The 22111-nt window shown below is 41.1% G+C and carries 19 protein-coding genes; 12 read left to right on the top strand and 7 right to left on the bottom strand.

Annotated elements, in window-relative coordinates; translation table 11 throughout:
• The first annotated feature begins 43 nt into the window (after positions 1–43).
• The 10 genes from EGC86_RS10550 (at position 44) to EGC86_RS10505 (ending at position 12082) form a co-directional block, all read left to right on the top strand.
• Complete coding sequence (locus EGC86_RS10550) at positions 44–1225, top strand: acetyl-CoA C-acyltransferase (protein ID WP_123777522.1); 1182 nt, start codon at positions 44–46, stop codon at positions 1223–1225.
• A gap of 106 nt (positions 1226–1331) precedes the next feature.
• Positions 1332–3002, top strand: a complete 1671-nt coding sequence (locus EGC86_RS10545) for an AMP-binding protein (protein ID WP_123777521.1) — start codon at positions 1332–1334, stop codon at positions 3000–3002.
• Positions 3003–3056: 54 nt separating this feature from the next.
• Positions 3057–4121: a patatin-like phospholipase family protein gene (locus EGC86_RS10540; RefSeq protein ID WP_123777519.1), complete on the top strand. Its 1065-nt coding sequence runs from the start codon at positions 3057–3059 to the stop codon at positions 4119–4121.
• An 84-nt stretch (positions 4122–4205) separates the two neighbouring features.
• Positions 4206–5204: an NADP-dependent oxidoreductase gene (locus EGC86_RS10535; RefSeq protein WP_123777518.1), complete on the top strand. Its 999-nt coding sequence runs from the start codon at positions 4206–4208 to the stop codon at positions 5202–5204.
• Positions 5205–5287: 83 nt separating this feature from the next.
• The gene (locus tag EGC86_RS10530) at positions 5288–5908 is read left to right on the top strand and encodes a hypothetical protein (protein WP_123777517.1); all 621 of its coding nucleotides are present in this window, start codon (positions 5288–5290) and stop codon (positions 5906–5908) included.
• Positions 5909–5949: 41 nt separating this feature from the next.
• Positions 5950–8064 carry a molybdopterin-dependent oxidoreductase gene (locus EGC86_RS10525; protein WP_123777515.1) on the top strand — a complete coding sequence of 705 codons (2115 nt, stop codon included), beginning with the start codon at positions 5950–5952 and terminating at the stop codon, positions 8062–8064.
• Between the two features lie 73 nt (positions 8065–8137).
• Entirely contained in the window at positions 8138–8971 is an 834-nt protein-coding gene (locus tag EGC86_RS10520) for an AAA family ATPase (RefSeq protein WP_123777513.1), read from the top strand.
• Positions 8972–8977: 6 nt separating this feature from the next.
• On the top strand, positions 8978–10150 hold the full coding sequence (locus EGC86_RS10515; protein ID WP_123777511.1) for a vWA domain-containing protein: 1173 nt from the start codon (positions 8978–8980) through the stop codon (positions 10148–10150).
• A gap of 141 nt (positions 10151–10291) precedes the next feature.
• Entirely contained in the window at positions 10292–11200 is a 909-nt protein-coding gene (locus tag EGC86_RS10510; RefSeq protein ID WP_123777509.1) for a haloalkane dehalogenase, read from the top strand.
• An 87-nt stretch (positions 11201–11287) separates the two neighbouring features.
• Positions 11288–12082 carry an SGNH/GDSL hydrolase family protein gene (locus tag EGC86_RS10505; protein WP_123777508.1) on the top strand — a complete coding sequence of 265 codons (795 nt, stop codon included), beginning with the start codon at positions 11288–11290 and terminating at the stop codon, positions 12080–12082.
• 678 nt (positions 12083–12760) lie between these two features.
• On the opposite strand, the gene EGC86_RS10500 is transcribed toward EGC86_RS10505, so the two are convergent.
• Entirely contained in the window at positions 12761–13099 is a 339-nt protein-coding gene (locus EGC86_RS10500; RefSeq protein WP_123777506.1) for a cytosolic protein, read from the bottom strand.
• Between the two features lie 624 nt (positions 13100–13723).
• On the opposite strand from EGC86_RS10500, the gene EGC86_RS10495 reads away from it, so the two are divergent.
• Entirely contained in the window at positions 13724–14689 is a 966-nt protein-coding gene (locus EGC86_RS10495) for an acyltransferase family protein (protein WP_123777505.1), read from the top strand.
• A 170-nt stretch (positions 14690–14859) separates the two neighbouring features.
• The gene (locus EGC86_RS10490) at positions 14860–15684 is read left to right on the top strand and encodes a DUF2971 domain-containing protein (protein WP_123777503.1); all 825 of its coding nucleotides are present in this window, start codon (positions 14860–14862) and stop codon (positions 15682–15684) included.
• 519 nt (positions 15685–16203) lie between these two features.
• On the opposite strand, the gene EGC86_RS10485 is transcribed toward EGC86_RS10490, so the two are convergent.
• From EGC86_RS10485 to EGC86_RS10460, 6 genes are all read right to left on the bottom strand, one after another.
• The gene (locus EGC86_RS10485) at positions 16204–17301 is read right to left on the bottom strand and encodes a PQQ-dependent sugar dehydrogenase (protein ID WP_123777501.1); all 1098 of its coding nucleotides are present in this window, start codon (positions 17299–17301) and stop codon (positions 16204–16206) included.
• A 71-nt stretch (positions 17302–17372) separates the two neighbouring features.
• Complete coding sequence (locus tag EGC86_RS10480) at positions 17373–18158, bottom strand: alpha/beta fold hydrolase (RefSeq protein ID WP_123777500.1); 786 nt, start codon at positions 18156–18158, stop codon at positions 17373–17375.
• Between the two features lie 90 nt (positions 18159–18248).
• Positions 18249–19103, bottom strand: coding sequence for a crotonase/enoyl-CoA hydratase family protein (locus EGC86_RS10475; RefSeq protein WP_123777499.1), 855 nt, complete (start codon positions 19101–19103; stop codon positions 18249–18251).
• Between the two features lie 10 nt (positions 19104–19113).
• Positions 19114–19806, bottom strand: coding sequence for a crotonase/enoyl-CoA hydratase family protein (locus EGC86_RS10470; RefSeq protein WP_123777498.1), 693 nt, complete (start codon positions 19804–19806; stop codon positions 19114–19116).
• A 35-nt stretch (positions 19807–19841) separates the two neighbouring features.
• Positions 19842–20753, bottom strand: a complete 912-nt coding sequence (locus EGC86_RS10465) for a bile acid:sodium symporter family protein (protein WP_123777497.1) — start codon at positions 20751–20753, stop codon at positions 19842–19844.
• Positions 20754–20840: 87 nt separating this feature from the next.
• Entirely contained in the window at positions 20841–22031 is a 1191-nt protein-coding gene (locus tag EGC86_RS10460; RefSeq protein WP_123777496.1) for a DUF2855 family protein, read from the bottom strand.
• Between the last annotated feature and the right edge of the window lie 80 nt (positions 22032–22111).

The following is a 22111-nucleotide window of genomic DNA, read 5'->3' as shown; positions in this document are numbered from 1 at the left end:
GATTAAATACATGTCTTAGAAGACATATAAACAAGGAATTATCATGAGAGAAGCCGTCATTGTATCTGTAGCGAGAACCCCCATTGGTAAGGCGTACCGCGGTGCGTTTAATGATTTATCTGCTCCAACATTAGCTGCAGTTGCTGTTAATGCAGCCGTTGAGCGTGCGGGTATTGACCCAAATGAAATTGAAGATTGTATTTTTGGTGCCGCACTAACTCAAGGTAACCAGGGGATGAACTTTGGTCGTCAAGTGGCAATGGCGGCAAAACTGCCTGTGTCCGTGCCAGGTATGACGGTAGATCGTCAATGTTCTTCAGGGTTAATGTCTATTGCTATCGCTGCCAATCATATTGTTTGTGATGGCGCTAACGTAGTGGTGGCTGGCGGTTGTGACTCAATTAGCTTGGTTCAAAACGATAAAATGAACATGCACCGAGCGGTCGACCCAAGCGTTAAAGCTTATCGTCCAGCGATTTATATGCCGATGCTTGATACCGCCGAAGTGGTTGCTAATCGTTATGGCATCTCGCGTGAAGCACAAGATGCTTATGCATTAATCTCGCAACAACGCACTGCAGATGCACAAGCTGCAGGTAAATTTGATGACGAAATGGTGCCTGTTACGTGTACAAAATTGGTGATGGATAAAGCCAGCAGTGATATCACTAAAGAACAAGTCACCTTAACTCAAGATGAAGGTAATCGTCCTTCAACCAATATTGAAGGCTTAGCGGGTTTAAAAGCGGTAAAAGATAACGGCTCAATTACTGGCGGTAACGCATCGCAACTGTCTGACGGTGCTGCAGCTGTTGTAGTAATGGAACGAAAACTCGCTGAGCAACGCGGTCTTAAGCCGTTAGGTGTTTACCGAGGCATGGTGGTTGTAGGTTGTGAGCCAGATGAAATGGGCATAGGTCCAATTTTTGCCATTCCTAAGTTGCTTGAACGTCATAGTTTGAATATTGATGACATTGGTTTGTGGGAAATCAATGAAGCATTTGCGGTTCAGGTCATTTACTGTGCCGAAAAACTCGGGATTCCATATGATCGTTTAAACGTCGACGGCGGCGCAATCTCTATTGGTCATCCTTATGGCATGAGTGGCACTCGTATGGTGATGCACGCGTTAATTGAAGGTAAACGTCGTGGTGTTAAATACGTCGTGATCAGCATGTGTATTGGTGGCGGTCAAGGCGCTGCAGGTTTATTTGAAGTGTTGTAAAACTGGGTGTAGGTTAGTGTTTGTTAAGGTGTGTTAAGAATAAAAATAATAATCACAGCAGCTGAACCAGGCTGCTGACAATATTGTAATAATTGGGGACAGTATTATGGAAAGGATTTGGCTAGAAAAGAGTTATCCGCCTGGGGTTGAATTTGAAATTGATCCAGATAAATACAACTCATTGGCAGATTTGTTTTTTAAATATACCAAGTTATACGCTGCTAATACGGCGTTTATCAACATGGATGTTAGCATTACATATCAGCAGCTTGCTCAGCAAGCGACAGACTTCGCCGCCTATTTACAGCAAGATTTAGGGCTAGTGAAAGGTGATAAGTTTGCCATTATGATCCCCAATACACTGCAATACCCTATCGCATTATTTGGTGCACTTATCGCGGGATTAACCGTGGTGAATGTCAATCCACTGTATACCCCACGTGAATTAGAACATCAATTAAAAGACTCTGGTACCAAGGGCATTCTAATACTAGAAAACTTTGCCCATGTATTGCAGGCCGTCATTGATAAAACCGATGTTAAGCATGTTATCACCACTGGTGTGGGCGACAGATTAGGCCTTATTAAAGGCGCATTAGTCAACGGCGCAATTAAGCATGTTAAGAAACTGGTTCCTGCGTTCGATTTACCTAATGCGGTTAAATTTAATGACGCCATGGCAAAAGGCAGTAAAAAAACCTTTAAGCCTGTTGACGTTATAGGATCTGACTTAGCCTTTTTACAATATACCGGTGGTACCACTGGCCCATCAAAAGGCGCCATGTTAACTCACCGTAATATGGTTGCCAACCTTGAGCAGTCCAATGCGGTTACCAAGAACGTTTATGAAATTGGCAAAGAGCTGATTATCACTGCATTACCGCTTTATCATATCTACGCACTAACCTCTAATTGCTTAGCCTTCTTACCGTTTGGTGGTACCAACTTATTAATCACCAACCCAAGAGACATGGCTGGCTTTGTTAAAGAACTGGCTAAATATCGCTTTACTGTCATTACGGGTGTGAACACCTTGTTTAACGGACTGTTGAATACTCCAGGGTTTGATCAACTTGATTTCAGTGCATTAAAAATGGGTTTTGGCGGCGGAATGTCGGTGCAAAGGCCGGTTGCAGAACATTGGGAACGAGTGACTAAAAGTCGTTTACTTGAAGGCTATGGATTAACAGAATGTGCGCCATTAGTGACAATGAGCCCTTATAACCAAAAAAGCTACAACGGCTCGATTGGCTTACCGGCATCATCAACCGATATTCGTTTAGTGGGTGCCGATGGTGAAGATGTTGCATTAGGTGAACCTGGTGAAATGTGGGTTAAAGGCCCGCAAGTAATGAAAGGCTATTACAATCGCCAAAAAGCCACCGATGAAGTATTAATCGATGGTTGGTTGGCAACCGGTGACATTGCCACTATGGACGAAAATGGTTTCTTTAAGATTGTTGACCGTAAAAAAGACATGATTAACGTGTCTGGTTTTAATGTGTTCCCTAACGAAATTGAAGAAGTGATTGTGTCTCATGAAGGCGTACTTGAAGCCGCTGCAGTGGGTGTGTCTTGCGATATTACTGGCGAGCGCGTCAAAGTGTATATCGTGCGTAAGGACCCAACATTAACAGAACAAGATATTTTTGATCACTGCAATAAAATGCTGACTAACTATAAACGGCCTAAAATCATTGAGTTTATGAATGAATTGCCTAAAAGCAATGTGGGTAAAGTATTGCGTAAAGATCTTCGGAATCAGGCACAAGCATAAAATAACAAGGGCAGCTGTCGGCATGTATTGCGGCAGTTTAATAATAAGAATCATATGTTAGAAATATATGCCGGTGAAACGGCTTTAAAAACAATACAGCAACAGGGGTTTACTCCAGATTTATTCAGCTCTTTCCTTGGTGCCAGTGGTGGGCCTAAATGGTTCACCTTACTGGGCTTAGACAAATACCTTTTTGGTGAGTTTTTTAAAGGCAGACAACAACCTTTAAACCTGATTGGATCAAGTGCTGGCGCTTTTCGCGCCGCGTGCTTTGCCCAAAATGACCCGGTTGCGGCGATAGAACGTTTAGCCAAAAATTACAGTGAAACTGTTTATTCTAATGACACTAAACCACAACCGGATGAAATTACTGCTAAAGCAGTTGAGTTACTAGATGAGTTATTTGGTGACACTGGTGCAGATGAAATAATTAATAACCCAGTCTTTAAAGCCCATTTTATTGTGGCTAAATGCAATGGATTGGTCGCATCAGAAAATAAACTCAAGCAAGGGGCTGGCTTATTTAATAGTTTTATTAGAAATACCATCAGCAGGCCACTGCTTAACAGTCAGTATGAGCGCTATATTTTTCAACATGGTCAAAGCGATTTAAGTCTTTATGATCCTGACAATATTGCTACCACGTCCATGGCATTGAGCCAGCGGAATATTAAAGCGGCGCTGTTAGCATCTGGCTCTATTCCTATCGTGATGCAAGGCATAAAAGACATTGCCGACTGCCCACAAGGCATGTACCGCGATGGCGGGATTATAGACTATCATTTTGATTTTAATATTCAAAATGAAGGGTTAACTCTGTATCCACATTTCAGTTCTACATTAAAGCCTGGTTGGTTTGATAAAAACCTGTCTCGTAAAGCGCGTGTACAACACTACAACAAAACCGTGCTTTTATGTCCATCTGCTGAGTTTGTTGCATCACTGCCGTTTAATAAAATTCCAGACCGTAGCGATTTTGTCGAAATGAAACCGGAGCAGCGCTTACAGTATTGGCAACAGGTATTTGTTGAAAGTGAAAAGTTAGCTGAACATTTTAAAGGTTTTTATCAACAGCAGAATATCCACAGCATTAAAAGCATCGAGCCGTTACTCGCTTAAAGACAACAATGTTTCATTTTGAGTATCAATTAAAAAGTCGTCATCACTGTGTTGACGTTAACTCATTAAAAAAAGGATTTGAACATGACAACATACAAAGCAATTAACTTAATCGCCCGTCCAACCGGTGGCCCAGTCGGTCCTGAATTATTCGAAGTGGTCCAAAAAGTGATGCCAAAAGTGGCAGAAGGGCAATTTTTGGTAAAACAAACACACATGTCACTCGATCCAGCCATGTTTGGTTGGATGAGCCCAGATACCGAAAGCTATATTCCACCTGTTGAATTAGGTGATGTGATGCGCAGCTCAGGCATTGGTGAAATTGTTGAAAGTAATCACCCTGATTTTAAAGTGGGCGACCGCGTAATGGGCATGATGGGCTGGCAAGAATACTTTTTAAGTAATGGTGCAGGGTTAAATAAAGTCACCGCGCCATTACCAGACGAAGCTATTTTATCGGTATTCGCCTTACCGGGCTTAACTGCAACACAAGGTCTTTTCAACGTAGGTAAACCACAAAAAGGTGAAACTATTGTGGTTTCTGGCGCGGCAGGTTCAGTTGGCTCTATTGTCGGTCAACTTGCTAAAGCGGATGGCCTAAGAGTAATTGGCGTTGTCGGCAGCGACGAAAAAGCAGATTGGATAGTAAACGAGCTTGGTTTTGACGGCGCAGTTAATTATAAAACCGATGATATTGCAGCAAAGCTTGCCGAGTTAACCCCAGATGGTGTTGATGTGTATTTTGAAAATACCGGCGGCCCAATTCAACATCATGTATTTGCCAGAATGAATGCCCATGGGCGTATTGTGGTGTGCGGCATGATTGCGGATTATCCGAAAGCGGTACCTGATTTAGGCCCAAGTTGGATCCAAGTGATTAAAAAACGTCTGATTATTCAAGGTTTCACCATGCCAGATCATTTCGGTGATGTGCCTGCATTACTCGAAAAATTAACCCCTTATGTGATGAAAGGGCAAATTAAGCATCGTGCTCACGTATTAAATGGACTTGAGTCTGCAATGACCGGCTTGAATTTGTTTTTCAGTGGTAAAAACAAAGGCAAGTTAATCGTCAAATTATAAAACAACCCATTCAATACCACGATGGTTCAAATAATCTGGTGGTGACAAGTTAATCACCACCAGACTGCTAAAGGGAATTCACCATGAACAAGAGAAATAAACTGATTGTTATTGGCATTAGCTCGGTGCTATTTACGGCCTCAGCATTTTCAATTAATGCTGCGACCAATGCCGTCAATATTGATGACAACAGCTTTAATTGCATCAGAGACATGACACCAGTTCGCCATTTTTATGTCGATAATCTCCTTGGTAATATTGAAGGTACTTTAGCAGTAGCTGATAACCCAGAGGGATCGGTTTATCCTGAGGGATCTGTGGTTCAGTTAGTGCCAACTGAAGTGATGGTAAAGCGCGAAGCTGGAACATTTCCAGCTACAGGAGACTGGGAGTTTTTTGAATTAGTCGTCGATGAAAAAGGCTCAACTATCGCTAAACGTGGTTTCACTGATGTGAATAACCGCTTTGGTGGTAATTGCTTCACTTGTCATTTACCTGCGCGTGAAAAGTGGGATTTTATTTGTGAATCAGATCATGGCTGCGAGCCTATCCCAATTGATCACAGTATGACAGGTGCATTACAACGCTCTGATCCTCGGTGCGGTGAACCAGAATTGCAAGATGGCGATACATTTGCCTTGTTTAAACTTAAATCAATGGTTGTACTTGGCAGTGCCAAGAAATGGCTTGAAGACTTATTTTAATCTTTAACATTCTTTTTACTAATCCAAGTCAGGCGATATATATGAGCGACATAAAAACCCATTATAGAAATTGTAATATTTGTGAAGCCATGTGTGGCTTGGAAATCAGCTATCAAGACAAACAGATTTTGTCGATCAAAGGCGATCAACTCGATCCCTTTAGCCAAGGTTACAACTGCCCTAAAGCATTGGCGCTGGAAGATTTTTATACTGATAAAGATCGCTTAAAAACCCCAATCAAACGTACCGATTCAGGTTGGCAAGCCATTAGTTGGGATGACGCATTTAGTGAAATCACCGCTAAGTTTAAAAGTATTCAACAGCAACATGGCAAAAATGCATTAGCGGTGTATTTAGGTAACCCTAACGCCCACAGCTTAGGCAATGCGTTAGTGCTTAAACCTTTTATGAAGTCATTGGGCACGGTCAATCGCTTTAGCTCAGCCTCTGCGGATCAATTACCCCATCATGTCGCGTCTAACTTTATGTTTGGCGCGGGTATGTTAATTCCGGTCCCGGATATTGATAGAACTGACTTTATGTTGATCATTGGCGCTAATCCGGTGGTATCAAACGGCAGCATGATGTCCGCGCCCAATGTGATAGGGCGAATGAAATCGATTCAAAAACGCGGTGGAAAAATTGTCGTAGTCGATCCGCGTAAAACCCGCACCGCTAAAATTGCCGACCAGCATTTATTTATTCGACCTGAAAAAGATGCACTGTTGTTACTGGCATTAATTCATTGTGTATTTGCCAATGATAAGGTCAATTTACGTCATTTAGATAACATGGTTGAAGGACTTGATGAGGTAGCCAATCTTGCCAAGGCCTATTCGCCAGAAGCCATAGCAGAATTTGTCGGTATTGATGCTGTGAGTATTCGCACGTTGGCTAATGACATGGCAGCTGCAGACTCTGCGGTGTGTTATAGCCGCATGGGCGCGTCAACTCAATCATTTGGCGGCTTATGTTTATGGCTCACCAATGTGCTCAATATTATTACCGGCAATTTTGACCGTGCCGGTGGGGCGATGTTTCCACAACCTGCGTTTGATTTATTACGCAATCATAAACGTGGCCATAAAAGCTCATTTGGTCAACATCAAACTCGTGTTCGTCAATTGCCATTCTTTAATGGCGAGTTTCCGGTAGCAACCTTAGCAGAAGAAATACAAACCGAGGGTGAAGGGCAAATTAAAAGCCTCATCACTGTCGCGGGCAATCCGGTGTTGTCAGCGCCCAGTGGCCATAAATTGGCACAAGCTTTTGCAGGCCTTGAATACATGGTGTCGGTTGATATCTATTTAAATGAAACCACTAAATACGCAGACATTATTTTACCTGGCACAACAGGAGTAGAGAACTCCCACTTTGATATTTTCTTTAATTCATTTTCGGTGCGCAACACGGTGAAGTACTCAGCACCATTATTTGAAAAAGAGCCTGACCAACGTAGCGATTGGCAAATATTAAAAGAGATATCAGCCAGAATGCTAAACCTGCCTGCCGATGACCCAATGCAAAACGTTACCCCAGAAATGATACTGGATATGGAACTTAAAAAGGGCCCGTATGGCGAGCAAGGCATCAGCTTGCAAGCGTTAATTGATAATCCACATGGTATTGATCTTGGCCCATTAATGCCTTGTATCGAACAACGCATTAAAACCGAAAATGGTAAGGTTAATTTATTCCCACAAGTGTATGTTGATGACTTGCCACGCTTAAATGCCGTGATGACTCAAGCTGCTCGTGATAACACATATCCATTTGATTTAATTGGTCGCCGATTAGTGAAAAGCCATAATACTTGGACACAAAACTCTGAGCGGTTAACTAAGGGTAAAAATCCGTGTACTTTAGAAGTGCATTCTGAAGATGCTAAACAGCTTGGGATAACACAGGGGCAAATCGTGTCAGTCAGTTCTGCCGTTGGCCAAATCAAAATCGAAGTGACAATTACCGACGATATTCAACAAGGTGTTGTGAGTATGCCGCAAGGGTGGGGCCATAATCAGCAAGGCATCAATATGTCGGTGGCTTCTGCCCAACCTGGTGTGAGCATTAATGATTTAACGGATGCGGCTAGAGTTGATATGCTAACGGGAAATGCAGCATTTAATGGCACTCCAGTGGCCATTCACGTGGCTTAAAGCCTAATATTTGCACAAGCTAATACATAACAAGCTTTGCGACGACAAAGTGACATAAATGAAAAGGTTGACCATGTTTAAAAGTACAGATAACTACATTGCCTCAAACGAGCTTACTTTAGCGGTAAATGCGGCCATAGCCTTAGAAAAACCGTTATTAATTAAGGGCGAACCGGGCACGGGCAAAACACAGTTAGCAGAAGAACTGGCTCGGTCACTTAATTGTAAACTGTATCAATGGCACATTAAGTCGACTACCAAGGCGCAACAAGGCTTATACGAATACGATGCAGTATCACGCCTACGCGACAGCCAGTTAGGTGATGTCCGCGTGCACGACATTGGTAACTACATCGTTAAAGGTAAATTGTGGCAGGCGTTTGAAGAAGATCAGAGATCGATTTTATTGATTGATGAAATTGACAAAGCCGACATCGAGTTTCCTAACGATTTATTGCAAGAACTCGATAAAATGGAGTTTTATGTGTATGAAACTCAACAGGTTATCAAGGCTAAACAACGTCCTATTATCATCATTACCTCTAACAACGAAAAAGAGCTGCCAGATGCATTTTTAAGACGCTGTTTTTTCCACTACATTAAGTTTCCAACCAAAGATGAAATGGCTAAGATCATCGACGTGCATCATCCTAATGTTAAGCAGGACTTGTTACAGCAAGCATTAGAAGTGTTTTTCGATTTACGTGACGTCAATGGGATTAAGAAAAAACCCTCGACATCAGAATTGATCGACTGGCTTAAGCTACTGATATCAGACGATATTTCTCAAGACACTTTGCTCGATAAAAAATCAGACATTATTCCTTTGTTTGGTGCATTGCTTAAAAATGAACAAGACGTTTCATTAATTGAAAAGCTGGCTTTCATGAGCCGCAGAAACAGGTAGAACATTGTGTTTATTGATTTTTTTCTGACCCTAAAAAAGCACAAAGTACCGTGTAGCTTACGTGAGCTACTCGACTTAATTGCGTTATTAAAATCTGGGGTTGTGTTTGCAGATGTGGAAGAGTTTTATAACCTTGCGAAAATTGTCATGGTTAAAGATGAAATCCACTACGATAAATACGACAACGCCTTTGCTGAGTATTTTAAAGGCATCGAAAGTATTGATATTTTTGATAAAATTCTACCTGAAGATTGGCTAAGAAAGGAGTTTGAAAAGCATCTTTCTCAAGAAGAAAAAGACAAGCTTAAATCCTTAGGTGGGCTTGAAGCATTAATGAAGGCGTTAAAAGAACGTCTAGAAGAACAGAAAAAACGCCATGCTGGCGGTAACAAGTGGGTTGGTACGGGTGGCACTTCGCCCTTTGGTGCCTACGGCTATAACCCTGAAGGGATTAGAGTCGGCCAAGATAAAAACCGTAACAACAGTGCTGTGAAAGTATGGGATAAACGCGAGTTTAAAAACTTTGACCAAGACCGTGAACTCGGTACCCGAAATATTAAATTAGCACTTAAAAAGCTGAGAAAATTTGCCCGCACTGGCGCCAGCGAAAAGCTTGATATCAATACGACTATCCGTTCCACTGCACAAAATGGCGGCATGTTAGATGTGCACATGGAACCGGAACGTCACAACGCCGTTAAAGTGTTGATGTTTTTCGATATCGGCGGCTCTATGGATGATTATATTCACACATGTGAAGAGCTCTTTTCTGCGGCACACAGCGAGTTTAAACATTTAAAATTCTTTTATTTTCATAACTGTGTGTACGACAAAGTCTGGCAAGACAATAACCGCCGCTTTGATAAAGTGATTGATTTAGAAGAAGTCACCAGAACATTTGGTGCAGATTACAAAGTCATATTTGTCGGCGATGCGACCATGGGACCTTACGAGATAATCGCTAAAGGTGGCAGTGTTGAACATTGGAATGAAAAGCCCGGCATTGAATACATGAATCGATTGCTGGTACATTTCAATAAAATCGCCTGGCTCAATCCACAACCTGAAAGTCGCTGGCCAATACATCACTCTATTTCCATTATTCAGCAGTTAGTGAACAACAAAATGTACCCGCTGACAGTTGATGGCATAGGCCGAGCGATTAAAGATCTTAGTTAATAGCAGTTCGTTTTATTGATGACCGATCCAGTGAGGTAAACACTCACTGGATCAGTGACCGTAAGCCATGTGGTTTAGTTCGCGTGAGGTTAAATTACTCAGACAATATTGATAGAAAACATAATAAGGAAGAGCAGTAATATGGAATTTTTACGCACCGACGACAGTTGTTTTGCCAATTTGCCTGACTACCACTTTACAGCGCATTACTTAAATGTTGATGACACAGAAGGTGGTGAACTGAGAGTTTATTATCTTGATGAAGGCCCTAAGGATGCCGCACCAATATTGTTATTACATGGTGAGCCGACTTGGAGCTTTTTGTATCGCAAAATGATCCCAATTCTTGTTAACGCTGGTCATCGTGTTATTGCCCCTGATCTTATTGGTTTTGGCCGTTCAGATAAGCCGACTAAACGTCTCGATTATACCTATCAACGTCATGTTAATTGGATGAAGTCATTTATGCTGCAACTTAATCTCACCGACATTACCTTGGTTTGCCAAGATTGGGGCGGGTTAATTGGTTTACGTTTAGCCGCCGAAGAAAGTGAGCGTTTTGCACGAATTGTGTGCGCTAACACCATGTTGCCTACCGGTGACCATCCGCCGGGTGAAGCCTTTACAAAATGGCGTCAGTTTTCACAAGACGTTGAAATATTCCCAACGGGCAACTTAATTAACAGTGCCTGTGTATCGACTTTAACGGCTGAGATTATTGCCGCATACGATGCGCCGTTTCCAGACGAGCGTTACAAAGAGGGCGCGCGTCAATTTCCGTTATTAGTGCCAATCACCCCTGACGATCCTGCAGCTGCTAAAAACCGCGCAGCATGGAAAGTATTGTGCCAATGGCAAAAGCCATTTTTAACAGCCTCTAGTGATTCAGACCCGATTACTGCGGGCGGCGATGCCTTGATGCAAAAACTCATTCCTGGAACAAAAGGGCAAAAGCACTCCACTATCGTTGCTGCAGGGCACTTTTTACAAGAGGACAAAGGCGAAGTATTAGCGGATGTTGTAGTGAATTTTATTGCTGATAATCGTTAATGGTCGATTTTGCATTTAATGAACATCTAGTGTTGAGCAAGTCGAAATTAGGGTTCGATTAATCGTCATTGGTATTAAGGATAAACAATGTTGTATCAGGGAGTGTCACTCATTTTAGCCCCGTTGTTGGTGTTTCAGGGGCTTAAAGTTCGCCGCACTACGCCAAGATTACCGGAACCTGAAGGCGAACGAGTGGGGCAAACTGGCGCTAATCCTGCTCTTAGCTTATTAATTTTAGGTGACTCAGCGGCGGCTGGCGTTGGAGTGGCATTTCAACAGCATGCATTGTTAGGGCAGGTTATTGAGCAATTAAGTCCTCAGCTCGAGTTTAGTTATGGCTTGTTTGCTAAAACAGGCTCGACTACATCGACCACTTTGCATGCCTTACAAGAGCAGATTGATAACGCACATCCCATACTCGGGCAAAGGCATTTTGACGTCATCGTGACATCGTTAGGGGTGAATGACATTACCTCATCTATCAGTTGCGAGAAGTGGTTGCTGCAACAAAAAACGTTATTTGAACTGATTACAAAGCGATACAGACCCAAATTGATATTGGTCACAGCGTTACCGCCTTTGGGGCTATTTCCTGCATTGCCACATCCACTTCGTTGGAGTTTAGGCCAGCGAGCAAATCAATTTAATCGCCAATTACAGCAATTACTTATTAAGTTAAATCATCAAGTCGACCAATCCACAGATTTCAGATTAATTAAATTACCATTAGAAAACCCACAACCCGACATCACTATGCTCGAGTTTATGCGACAAGTAATGGCCACCGATGGGTTTCACCCAGGAGCACCGATTTATAATGCATGGGCAAAGTTAGTGGTAGAACAGATAGTTGGTGGTATTAAATCTGCAGCTATTGAATGAAATAGCTGTTTGTCATGCGTTGCTACCTATTATAAGTCGTATATATGGCCTGCGGCCACTAACGTCGTGGCGCTTCACCCACACCAGACCAAAAGGAAACCAACGGCTGTTCCCTCTTTACTCTTTATAAAAGAATTGGCCCAGCCGCCCCGCAACATTTCCTCTATTTACAAAACAACAGCTGCGAAAAGATCGCCATGGGATTTATCTAGCTTTGGACTTCGTTTGTAGACTGCTTTGGCCCATCTTGTAATAAGGAGTGAAAATGCTAACGCTTCCGATGGTACATCTGATGTGAATGGATTCACGAATGTCGTGATGGCAAGGTCAATGATGTTCCCGACATCATAATGACATTCCCCATATCCATATGGGTCAGATGCCAAAGAACGACCTGTACCTCGAAAGCTAAGCTCACATCTGATAGGCAGGATGCCTGAATGCCTTGTAGCACATGGTCAATGATGTTCCCTACATCCTAATGACATTTCCAATATCCTTATCGGTCAGATGTGCGAGGAAGGCCATGTGAGCATCACGCATTCTTGTATAAAGAGTCTTCAACGCCCTCAAGTTGAGAGTTGATTCACACCCTTTGAAAGTAAAGTATTTAACTTATTTATGCCCCATTCCTTGCTAGGGATGCCAATTCGCCAATTTCAACTTACTGAATAATTTTCAGTCTATTCGGGTAATAAAGGTTTGCTCGTCATCCACAAAAGCTACAAAGCCGCCGTGATAGATAAATACCCGACCATGCCCCTCAACTAAGCAGGCAAGCTGTGGGTCCAAATCTTCTTCGTTACCCTGTCTTTGATATGTACCGATATCGGTGATTACGCCGCTGAGAGTAGGCAAATATCTATAAGTTCGCTTTGCCTGATCAACTAGGTTCAATTCGCTGGCGGTAGAGAAGCAAGAGGGTATCGTACCTGCTTCTTCGATAAACATAGTTTTCAGTTCTTCAAAAGCTGTGATAACTAGCCAGTCGATGCCGTTAACATGATGGATAAACATTGAGTTTCTCGGTAATTCTGATGCGGAGATTTTAACATGATCAGGGGCAGAACGTAGTAGAGATTTAGTAATTCAGTGCAATTTACGGTCATTCACTAGGCCACCTTGAAACACGTCTTTGCCCCAAAGTTTGTTTCAAATATGAACCTTTGGCCACATCATCCCAGACGAAAAATGCTAAAAAGTCCATAATTTTCGATGGGGATCGTACTGCTTAACACTTCATCAGTATCTGGCTTATAAATATCGGATAAGTATCCTGTGTAAGCCATATTTCCCACCTTTATGTTGTGTGTACTGTATACAAAAACAGTTGTAATGGTTTTTAGTGTTTTTTTAAGTTAAATCGGCTAATAAGTAAACTAAAGTAGTACGATAAATAATTTGTATATTTTGTAATACATTGAAATAAATGTGTTTTTTTCCTGTTGAATATTGAGTCCACTTTTAACGTGCAACCTCGCTTTTATTTGTCAGTGGAGTTAAATAAAACTGCTTTACATCAAGAAGATAGTAAATGTAGGATGAAATTAATCAATAACTTAAAAGGGCGACTTTAATTTTTTTTGCCCTTCAATAAGCTGTTAGTTGCCTATTTATCATCTTTCTTTGGAGTCTTAAATTTTGAGTAGAAACATATCATTAGATCTTTTAAAACTATTAATGGCATTAATGGCATTAATGGTTGTCGGTCTTCATGCTGGATTTTTAAGCGAATTTAGTGAGTTAGGTTCATTTTTGTTTTCACAGGGAGTCTTTAGGATTGCTGTTCCTGTGTTTTTCATAATTAATGGGTATTATTTTTACTCTGCTTTGCTCAAGAACTCTCAACTTTTGTGGCTTAAAAGGGTTACTATATTATATTTAGTCTGGATGGCTTTTTATTCGTTCTTTTGGTTTTCGCTACCAGATATGTCTGCAATAAGTTTTTTGAAATTATTCATCAAATTTCTAATTGGATACCATCATTTATGGTATATATCCGGAATGATTGGAGCCGCCATTGTGGTCATTATATTACGTAAGCAAGGACCGAAATTTACAATAGCTTGCGTTGGAATAACATTTATATCTGGCGTATTGATCCAATATATTGGAAATTATCATCTATTTCCTGGAACTATATTTGATAAAGCCTTCAACATTACTTGGATCCACCGTAACTTTTTATTCTTCTCATTTCCATTTTTCTGTATTGGGTTTCTAATCCATAAGTATTCATTCGAAAAAGAAATATCGGTTAAGGTCGCATTGTTCGCCACTATTTTGGGGATCTTCTTGCTATGCATAGAGTCTTATTTAAATTTTATTCAGCCTCAAAGGGATGTAGGCTTCGATAATTATTTAAGCTTAATCTTAGTTTGCCCTGCAATATTCATACTGTTTTTAAATCAAAAAGTAAGCGGTAGTAGTAAAAATATTGCACTTTACTCCTCTGCAATATATTTCATACATTCTTTTGTTTTAAGTGTGTTGAGAAAGTTTACCGAATTTGAGGGAACTAATTTAACACTTGTAGCAATAATTACGTCAGCTATAGTTTCTATATTTATAATTAGTTTAAATAAAAGAATTAAGTTTATCCTGTAAGCAACTAACAAGGCATTTAAACGCAACAAAAAACAGTTGGTTACGTTTCGCCTCGCTACACATTTTAACCCACTATTTTTGTCCGCTTAATGCGGCGTTATATTTTACTCTAAATTTGTCGTAACCTGATAGAAAAAAACGTCAAAGTTAACTTTCAATAAGGGAATACATTGATTTTATATAAGTATGTTAGCTTTGAAAATGCTTTAAAAATTATAGAAAGTGCAAGCATATCTTTTACCAAAGCAAATCAATTTAATGACCCTTTTGAAATGCAAGCGATTAGTAATTATTCTTATATTATTGATGACAGTGATCCTTCGCTAACTCTGTTAGAAACAGCCCCATCTAAATTAAAAACAGGAGTAAATATGTCCTATGGCGTTTTATCCCTTACCCGTGCACCTCTCAATAATTTAATGTGGAGTCATTACGGAGATGAACATAGAGGCGTTGTTCTTGGGTTTGATGTTAATGAAGCTGGACTTTGCAATAAAGAGACAAATGTTATCCCAGCAAATTTTGGGGATATTATTTATACAAAAACATTTCCTACACATTTAAAAAATGAATCGAACTCTCAACGGTTTGATGAACTTCGCTCTACAGCCAGCTATTCACAACATTCTTTTGATTTCTTTAAATATGCTTATTTATTTAAAGGAATAGATTGGGCATATGAAGAAGAAGTGAGAGTAGTGAAAAATGTAGGTTTTCATTTATATGACAGGGAAGACAATAGAAAAAATTATTATACTAATTCTAATGGTAAATGGCAGCACATGAAAATTTCAGAACACAAGGATTTGAATTTATTTTCATTTCCTTTAAGTTCAATAAAGGAAATATATTTGGGTTCAAATGTGCACAAAATTAAAGAAATCAAATCATTATTAGAAATGCTTCCGGAAGACATTAAGGTGAAAAGTTGTGCTTTAAACTCAAACTCTTATGATATTGTGGCTTTAAATTATTTTGGTGAAAATAAAACATAACAAGAAATAAAATTTAGTGGGGTCAAATTTAGTGGGGTCAGGGTAAACTTTTATAAAAAGTAAATTGAAACACTGGCTTTTCTAAAACGCTTTTGTCCATAAATGAGTCAGAAGACATGATTGGGAATGGATAAATTCAACTCTGAACTTGAGGCCGTTGAAGAAAATAGCGTGAGCCTGACAGGACGTCAGGCTAGCTTTCGCGGTACAGGATGTACCATCGAAAGCGTTAGCATTTTCGAGTAAGGCCGAGGCCGATTACAAACGAGATTCAAAGATGGATCAATCCCCATGGCGACCTTTTCGCAGCTCTTGTTTTGTAAATAGCGAAAATGTTGCGGGGCGGCTGGGAGTTCCAAGAGGGAACAGCCGTTGGTTTCCACTTGGTCTGGTGTGGGCGAAGCGCCACGACGTTAGTGGCCGCTGGCCATATCTTAAATACACTTTTGTCCAAGGGTTAGTTTCAAACTGATCGAACTTTATTATGGTCGTACAGCTAAAGCTTAACGTTTGGCTTTTTTACTTGGTATAACTAATCCGATACACGGCATTGGCAAAGTCATCTGATACCAAGAAAGAGCCATCTGCCAGGGTCATCACATCAACAGGGCGGCCCCAGCTTTGTTCGCCTTCAAGCCAACCTGTGGCAAAGGGTTTGTAGTCAACCACCTTATTCCCCTCAAGTGCCACCTGCATAATGCGATAACCCACTTTGTTAGTGCGATTCCACGAACCATGTTGGGCAATCAAAATAGAATGCTTATATGTTGCTGGAAACTGATTACCTTGATAAAACTCCATGCCTAATGCAGCAACATGAGCACCTAAGGTTAATACCGGAGGCGTGTTGAGTTTAGCTATTTTGGGGTTAGTAAAATCTGCATCGGCAATATCTGTGTTGTGAATATAAGGAAAACCAAAGTGTTGGCCTTTTTTGCTCACACGATTAAGCTCATCATCGGGTAAATCATCGCCCATCATGTCGCGGCCATTATCGGTAAACCATAACTCACCTGTTTGTGGGTGGAAATCAAATCCGACACTGTTGCGTACACCTTGAGCGACGATAGTGGTTTGTTTTGTTTCAAGATCTAATTGTAAAATACTGGCAAAGGGCTGCTCACTTTCACACACATTGCAAGGTGCGCCGACGGGAATGTACAGCTTTCCATCTGGGCCAAAAGCGATAAATTTCCAGCCGTGATGGGATTTGTTAGGTAACTTGTCGTACACCAATTCTGGTTTAGGGATCTTGGGTAATGATTGTTCAATATCAGGATAACGCCAGATTTTATCGACTTCAGCGACATACAAACTGCCATTATGGTAAGCAAGACCGGATGGCATAAACAAATCCGTTGCGATAATGATTTTCTTGTCAGCTTTAAAATCATTATCACTGTCTATAAGCGCATAAACATTGCCTGCTTTACGACTGCCTACAAAAACAGTTCCGTTGTCACCAAGTGCCATCTGGCGTGCATTTTCTAAGTTTTCGGCATACACATCGATGGTAAACCCTTCTGGTAGTTGGATGTTATTTAACGGCAGTGCATAGACTGAATAAGATAAGCCCAAAAGCGCGAGGGTAGATAGCAAACTGATTGGTTTAATCATATTGGGCCTCTTATGTAGATTGTTTATCTTTTTGAGTTATTTGAGTTATTTTCCAAGTGTAAGGGTAATTATCACCAGTCTTTAATGATCTGTTTGACCATATTGGCGGTGTTTTCTGGTTGTTCTAATGGAAACATGTGTCCGCCATTGGGGAGTGTCATTAACTCAATGTTATTCAGCTTTGCAAATCGAACAAAATGTTTAATCGGGAATATCTGAGTCTTTTCACCGTAAATCAGTTTTGCTGGCACGGTCAGTTTGTTTTTGTACTTAACAAGGTTGGTCGGTAAATGCCTGAAAATGTCGGCTTCGACGGCAGGAGAGAAGCTGAGCTCTAAACGTTTATTGCGTAGCACCACACTTGATGATGCATAGTCTTGTAAGCAACGTGAATCGAAATTTTTAAACAAGGTTTTCTGTGAAAAATAATCAACCAAGTTAGTGTTTTCTGGCCATAGATTCTGGCGTGTTTTCGCTTTACCGGCGGGTGAAAGCTTATCAATGTAAGGTGTGCGCTTAATAAAACTCAGCAAATGTGAGAATGCGCCGGTGACGACAGGTGGATCGAGCATCACTAAACCTCGAAAAAGTTCAGGATGTTGGCAGGCAGCGATAAACGATATAACACCGCCGAATGAATGCCCAACACAAATGACCTTTTCATCTTGCTTCTTAATAAATTCAACAAGTTCCGTGACTAGGTGTTGCCAGTTATTGTGTATTGGGTAAAGTACATTATGGCCAAACTGGTTGTGGGCTATGGTTCTAAAATCGTTATCAAATTCTTGTAGGAACGTTTTATAGCTGCCCGCGGGGAAGCCGTTGGCATGCACTAGGTTAATTACTGGTTTTGTCATAGTTTGCTCTAAAGGGTTAGCGCTATTAATGATTAAATTAATTCAGTCATGAGTTAAGTTAATTGGCAATAACGCGGGTGTACCCAATGCTTAGAATATTTTTAAAGGATCGATTTGTGTTAACTCTTCAAATTCAGGCGCACGGTTTTGCGCTTTCGCTTTAAATATTTCCATCATGTCGTTTTGAGGTTGGAACATGCCGCTTTGCCATACCGACATGTAATGTAAACTGTCGGCGACACTGTGGTCACGTGCATAGTTAATCATCTCTTTACAGCCGGTAACGGCTAAAGGCGATCGGGCGGCAATGTCTGCAGCAATGCCTAATACAGCAGTTAGCATTGATGCTTTGTCTTCATACACGTGATTGACTAATCCAGCTGCTTTGGCTTCTGCCGCAGGCATTCTTCGGCCTGTGTAGGCTAACTCTTTAACTAATCCGATTGAAATCAATTTAGGTAAACGCTGCAAGGTCCCTACATCAGCGGTCATGCCGAGTTTGGTTTCTTCGATGCTAAAAAAAGCGTCGCTGGTGCAATAACGGCAATCTGCCGCGGTGACCATATCGACAGCACCACCAATACAGCCACCTTGAATGGCCATGAGTACAGGCATACGGGCAGTTTCAAGCACATTAAAGCAATCTTGCAATTTGAGCACTAAACGGCGTAAGTGGTCGTGTTTACGGCCTAATTCGATATTATCGTCGCTGTTACTCGCACTGAATACCGCTAAGTCCATACCGGCACTGAAATGCTTGCCTGTAGAGGAGATAACAATCGCGCGAGCCGCAGATTGATTATTAATCTCGTGTATTACGCTTGGAAACTCATGCCAAAAGTCGACGTTCATTGAATTTAATGCGTCAGGTCGATTGAGGATGATGTGGGCCACTTTATCGTTAATGTCGACAGAGAGCGTTTGGTAGGTCTTTTGCGATATCATATTTATATCCTTATAAATTCAATGTAATAAGCTTATCTTGTTCTATTGCTGCATCCAAAGAGGCGAGAATGGCCTGACGTTCCTTTAACTTGGTTCCCAAATGCGCAGGCATGTTCAGTGTTTGCATGTGTTTAGCCACGGCATGTGCAGTGTCCATGAGTTGTTCTGGCTCAACCACTTGATCAAGAAAACCTGCCAATACCGCTTGTTCTGGTGCAAATAATTCAGCATTGATTACCGCCCGCGACAGGTAGTTTTGCGGTATACGATTACGCGCGATTTCAATGCCAGCCTGATGCATTGTCATCCCGATTGCCACTTCGTTAAGGCCAATTTTAAATGGCCCTGTGCTGCCAATACGGTAGTCACAGCTGAGTAGTAAAAATGCACCTTTAGCAATGGCATGGCCTGAACAGGCACCAATAATCGGTGTTGGGAATGACAGTATTCTGCGAGCTAACGTTGAGCCCGCAGTGACCAAAGCAATTGCAGCTTGTGAACTTTGCTTCATGGTTTTAAGATCGTAACCGCCAGATAAAATACCAGGTTGGCCAGTTAATATGACAACCGCATTTTGTTGTTCTGCGTGGTCTAATGCACTGTTAATTTGAGCGATGACTTCAGGCGATATTGCATTCACTTTGCCATTGTTCAGAGTAATAACATGCACATTGTTTTCGATTACTACGGTGATCAGTTCCATTTTTTACCTTTTTTATTTTAATTATTAGTTTTCGTCTAGGCGTTATCGGCCATCACTTCACTATTACTTTTTGATTTAAAATACTTTGAATTTAACATACCCGCTAGAATCCCTGCGGTAAAGAGCATTGTGAGAGTGTAAATCGCGGGCGTGAAAGACATCTTGTAGTTAGCTAACAGTGTTAATGCCATAAACATTGATAAGGTACTGTTTTGTAAGCCGACTTCAATCGTAATCGAGGTGCGTTGCGCCAAATTTAATCCAAACAATTTACTTGAATAATATCCAAGTAGCATGGTTGAGATATTAAGAATAATCGATACTGGCCCTGCGGCGATAAGTGCTGGAATAACGATATCTTGCTGAATATACGTTAAAAATATAATCAACAACGTCAAAAACAATATGCCAAAACGTGACACATGAACTTGAGTACTTTCTGCTATTTTAGGTGCGTAACGTCTTATCATCATACCAATTACAATAGGCACAATAGTCAGCTTCATTAAGCTGAACATCGTTGCAAGTATTGGCAACTGAAATTCATTGCCTTGCCCCATAAAGTGGATTAACGAATAGTTAAGTACTACAGGAATAGTAAACACGGTAATTAAGCTGGCCACCGCAGTCATCGTGACCGACAGCGCCACATCACCTTTTGCTAAGTGAGAAAACATATTAGAAGTCGTGCCGCCAGGGCAAAGTACCAGTAACATAACGCCTACAGCGTATTCTGGTTCTAACGGCATAATGTTAGCTAATCCAAAACCAATAATAGGTAACAAAAGCAGCTGGTTAGTTAGTCCTATCGCGACTGCTTTAGGGTACTTAAGCACGCGTTTAAAATCATCTGTCACTAAAGACAACCCCATGCCCATCATAATTAAAAAGATGCATACCGGGATAACTTGCGTATTAACAAATGTTACTAATTCAATATCTTCCATAATAACCTCATTCAAATATGACCTTTATTGGGCCGATAACGTCCTTTTTTTATTTTTCTACTATGAGCGTGTTTATACTGGGTTTGTTTATGATGAACTTGTATCTAACGAGATGATTTGGCCAACCGCGGCATCAGCGGTGCCTGTTAATACTTGTTGGTAAATATCATTAACGTGGCGAAGATTATGGGTGTGGGATAGGGTGATGTTAGAACGACAAAACTCGATATAATTGAGTAACGATTGATTCATTTGTTTCATGGTTTCACCAACGCCCCATTCAAGGCTACGTTTTTTCAATTGCGTTGGTGCAAAGAAGAATGTTGGAGTCGCACCTGGTAGCAGACCATCACTTTGTGTGTCTGTTAAGTCAATATCGCCATGATGGGTTGCACCAATCCGGCATGAATAGCGCAGTTGTTGGTTAAAGTGGTGATGAATGGCGGCTAAGGTTTTTTTACCACCGGCCATGTCCACTAAGATGGATGCAACATTGGCATCTAGGGTGGTGATGTCGTTATAGCTAATAACGTGATCGTAACAACCTAATGATTTAACAAAACTTAAATTGGCCTCGGAGGTAATTCCAATCGCACTGCGTTGACCTCTTTGCTTAATGGCAAAGGCGAGGGCAATGCTGGTTTTACTGGATGCACTGGTTACCAGATACTGAGTCGCATAGAAATACTGATTGTCGAACATAAAGTCATCCACTAGCCAAGACGTGGTGAACAGTCCGCGTAATAAGATGTCGTAGTCTTCATTTTTTAGCTGATAAAAAGGATTAGCACTGACGCGATCAAAGCGCGCATAAACCGGAGATAGGCCTTCTCTGCATGGATTGATATCTGAAAATCCCGTAGGGTTCACTTTACCGCCAATGATTTTGAAATGAGTCGCCATCGGCATAAATCCCCATACTCGTTCACCAACGTTGATATCTTTATTATTTGATGACACAACATCGGCAAACCCCATCACAGGTAATCGTCCCCATTGAGTGTGTTGAACTGTATTAGCTTTAGACGTAATCGAATTTGAAGCAGTATCCAAAGGGGAATTGTTAACAGGAAAGAATTGCCAATAACCTAATGCATCCCCAGTGATGCCATAGCTGATGTTATTTGCGGTTAACGCGAATTTACTCACTTTAAGTAATACTTCATTTTCAGCCAATGGCAGCTCAATATTAAGCTCAACAACACGTGTTTGTGACAAGTCATTTTTAGCCACTTCAAATACGAGTGCCTGTTGAGTTTGTGATGTTAATGTCGTCATAAAATCCCTTTATCGTTATTATTATTTCGTTTGTTATTCAGCGCACTATATTGAGTTTGTTTTACAACAAGCCTTTAACC

The sequence above is a fragment of the Shewanella frigidimarina genome (assembly GCF_003797125.1).
GTDB lineage: Bacteria > Pseudomonadota > Gammaproteobacteria > Enterobacterales > Shewanellaceae > Shewanella > Shewanella frigidimarina.
The sequence above is the reverse complement of the archived record's forward strand: the minus strand, read 5'-3'. Positions and strand labels throughout refer to the sequence as shown.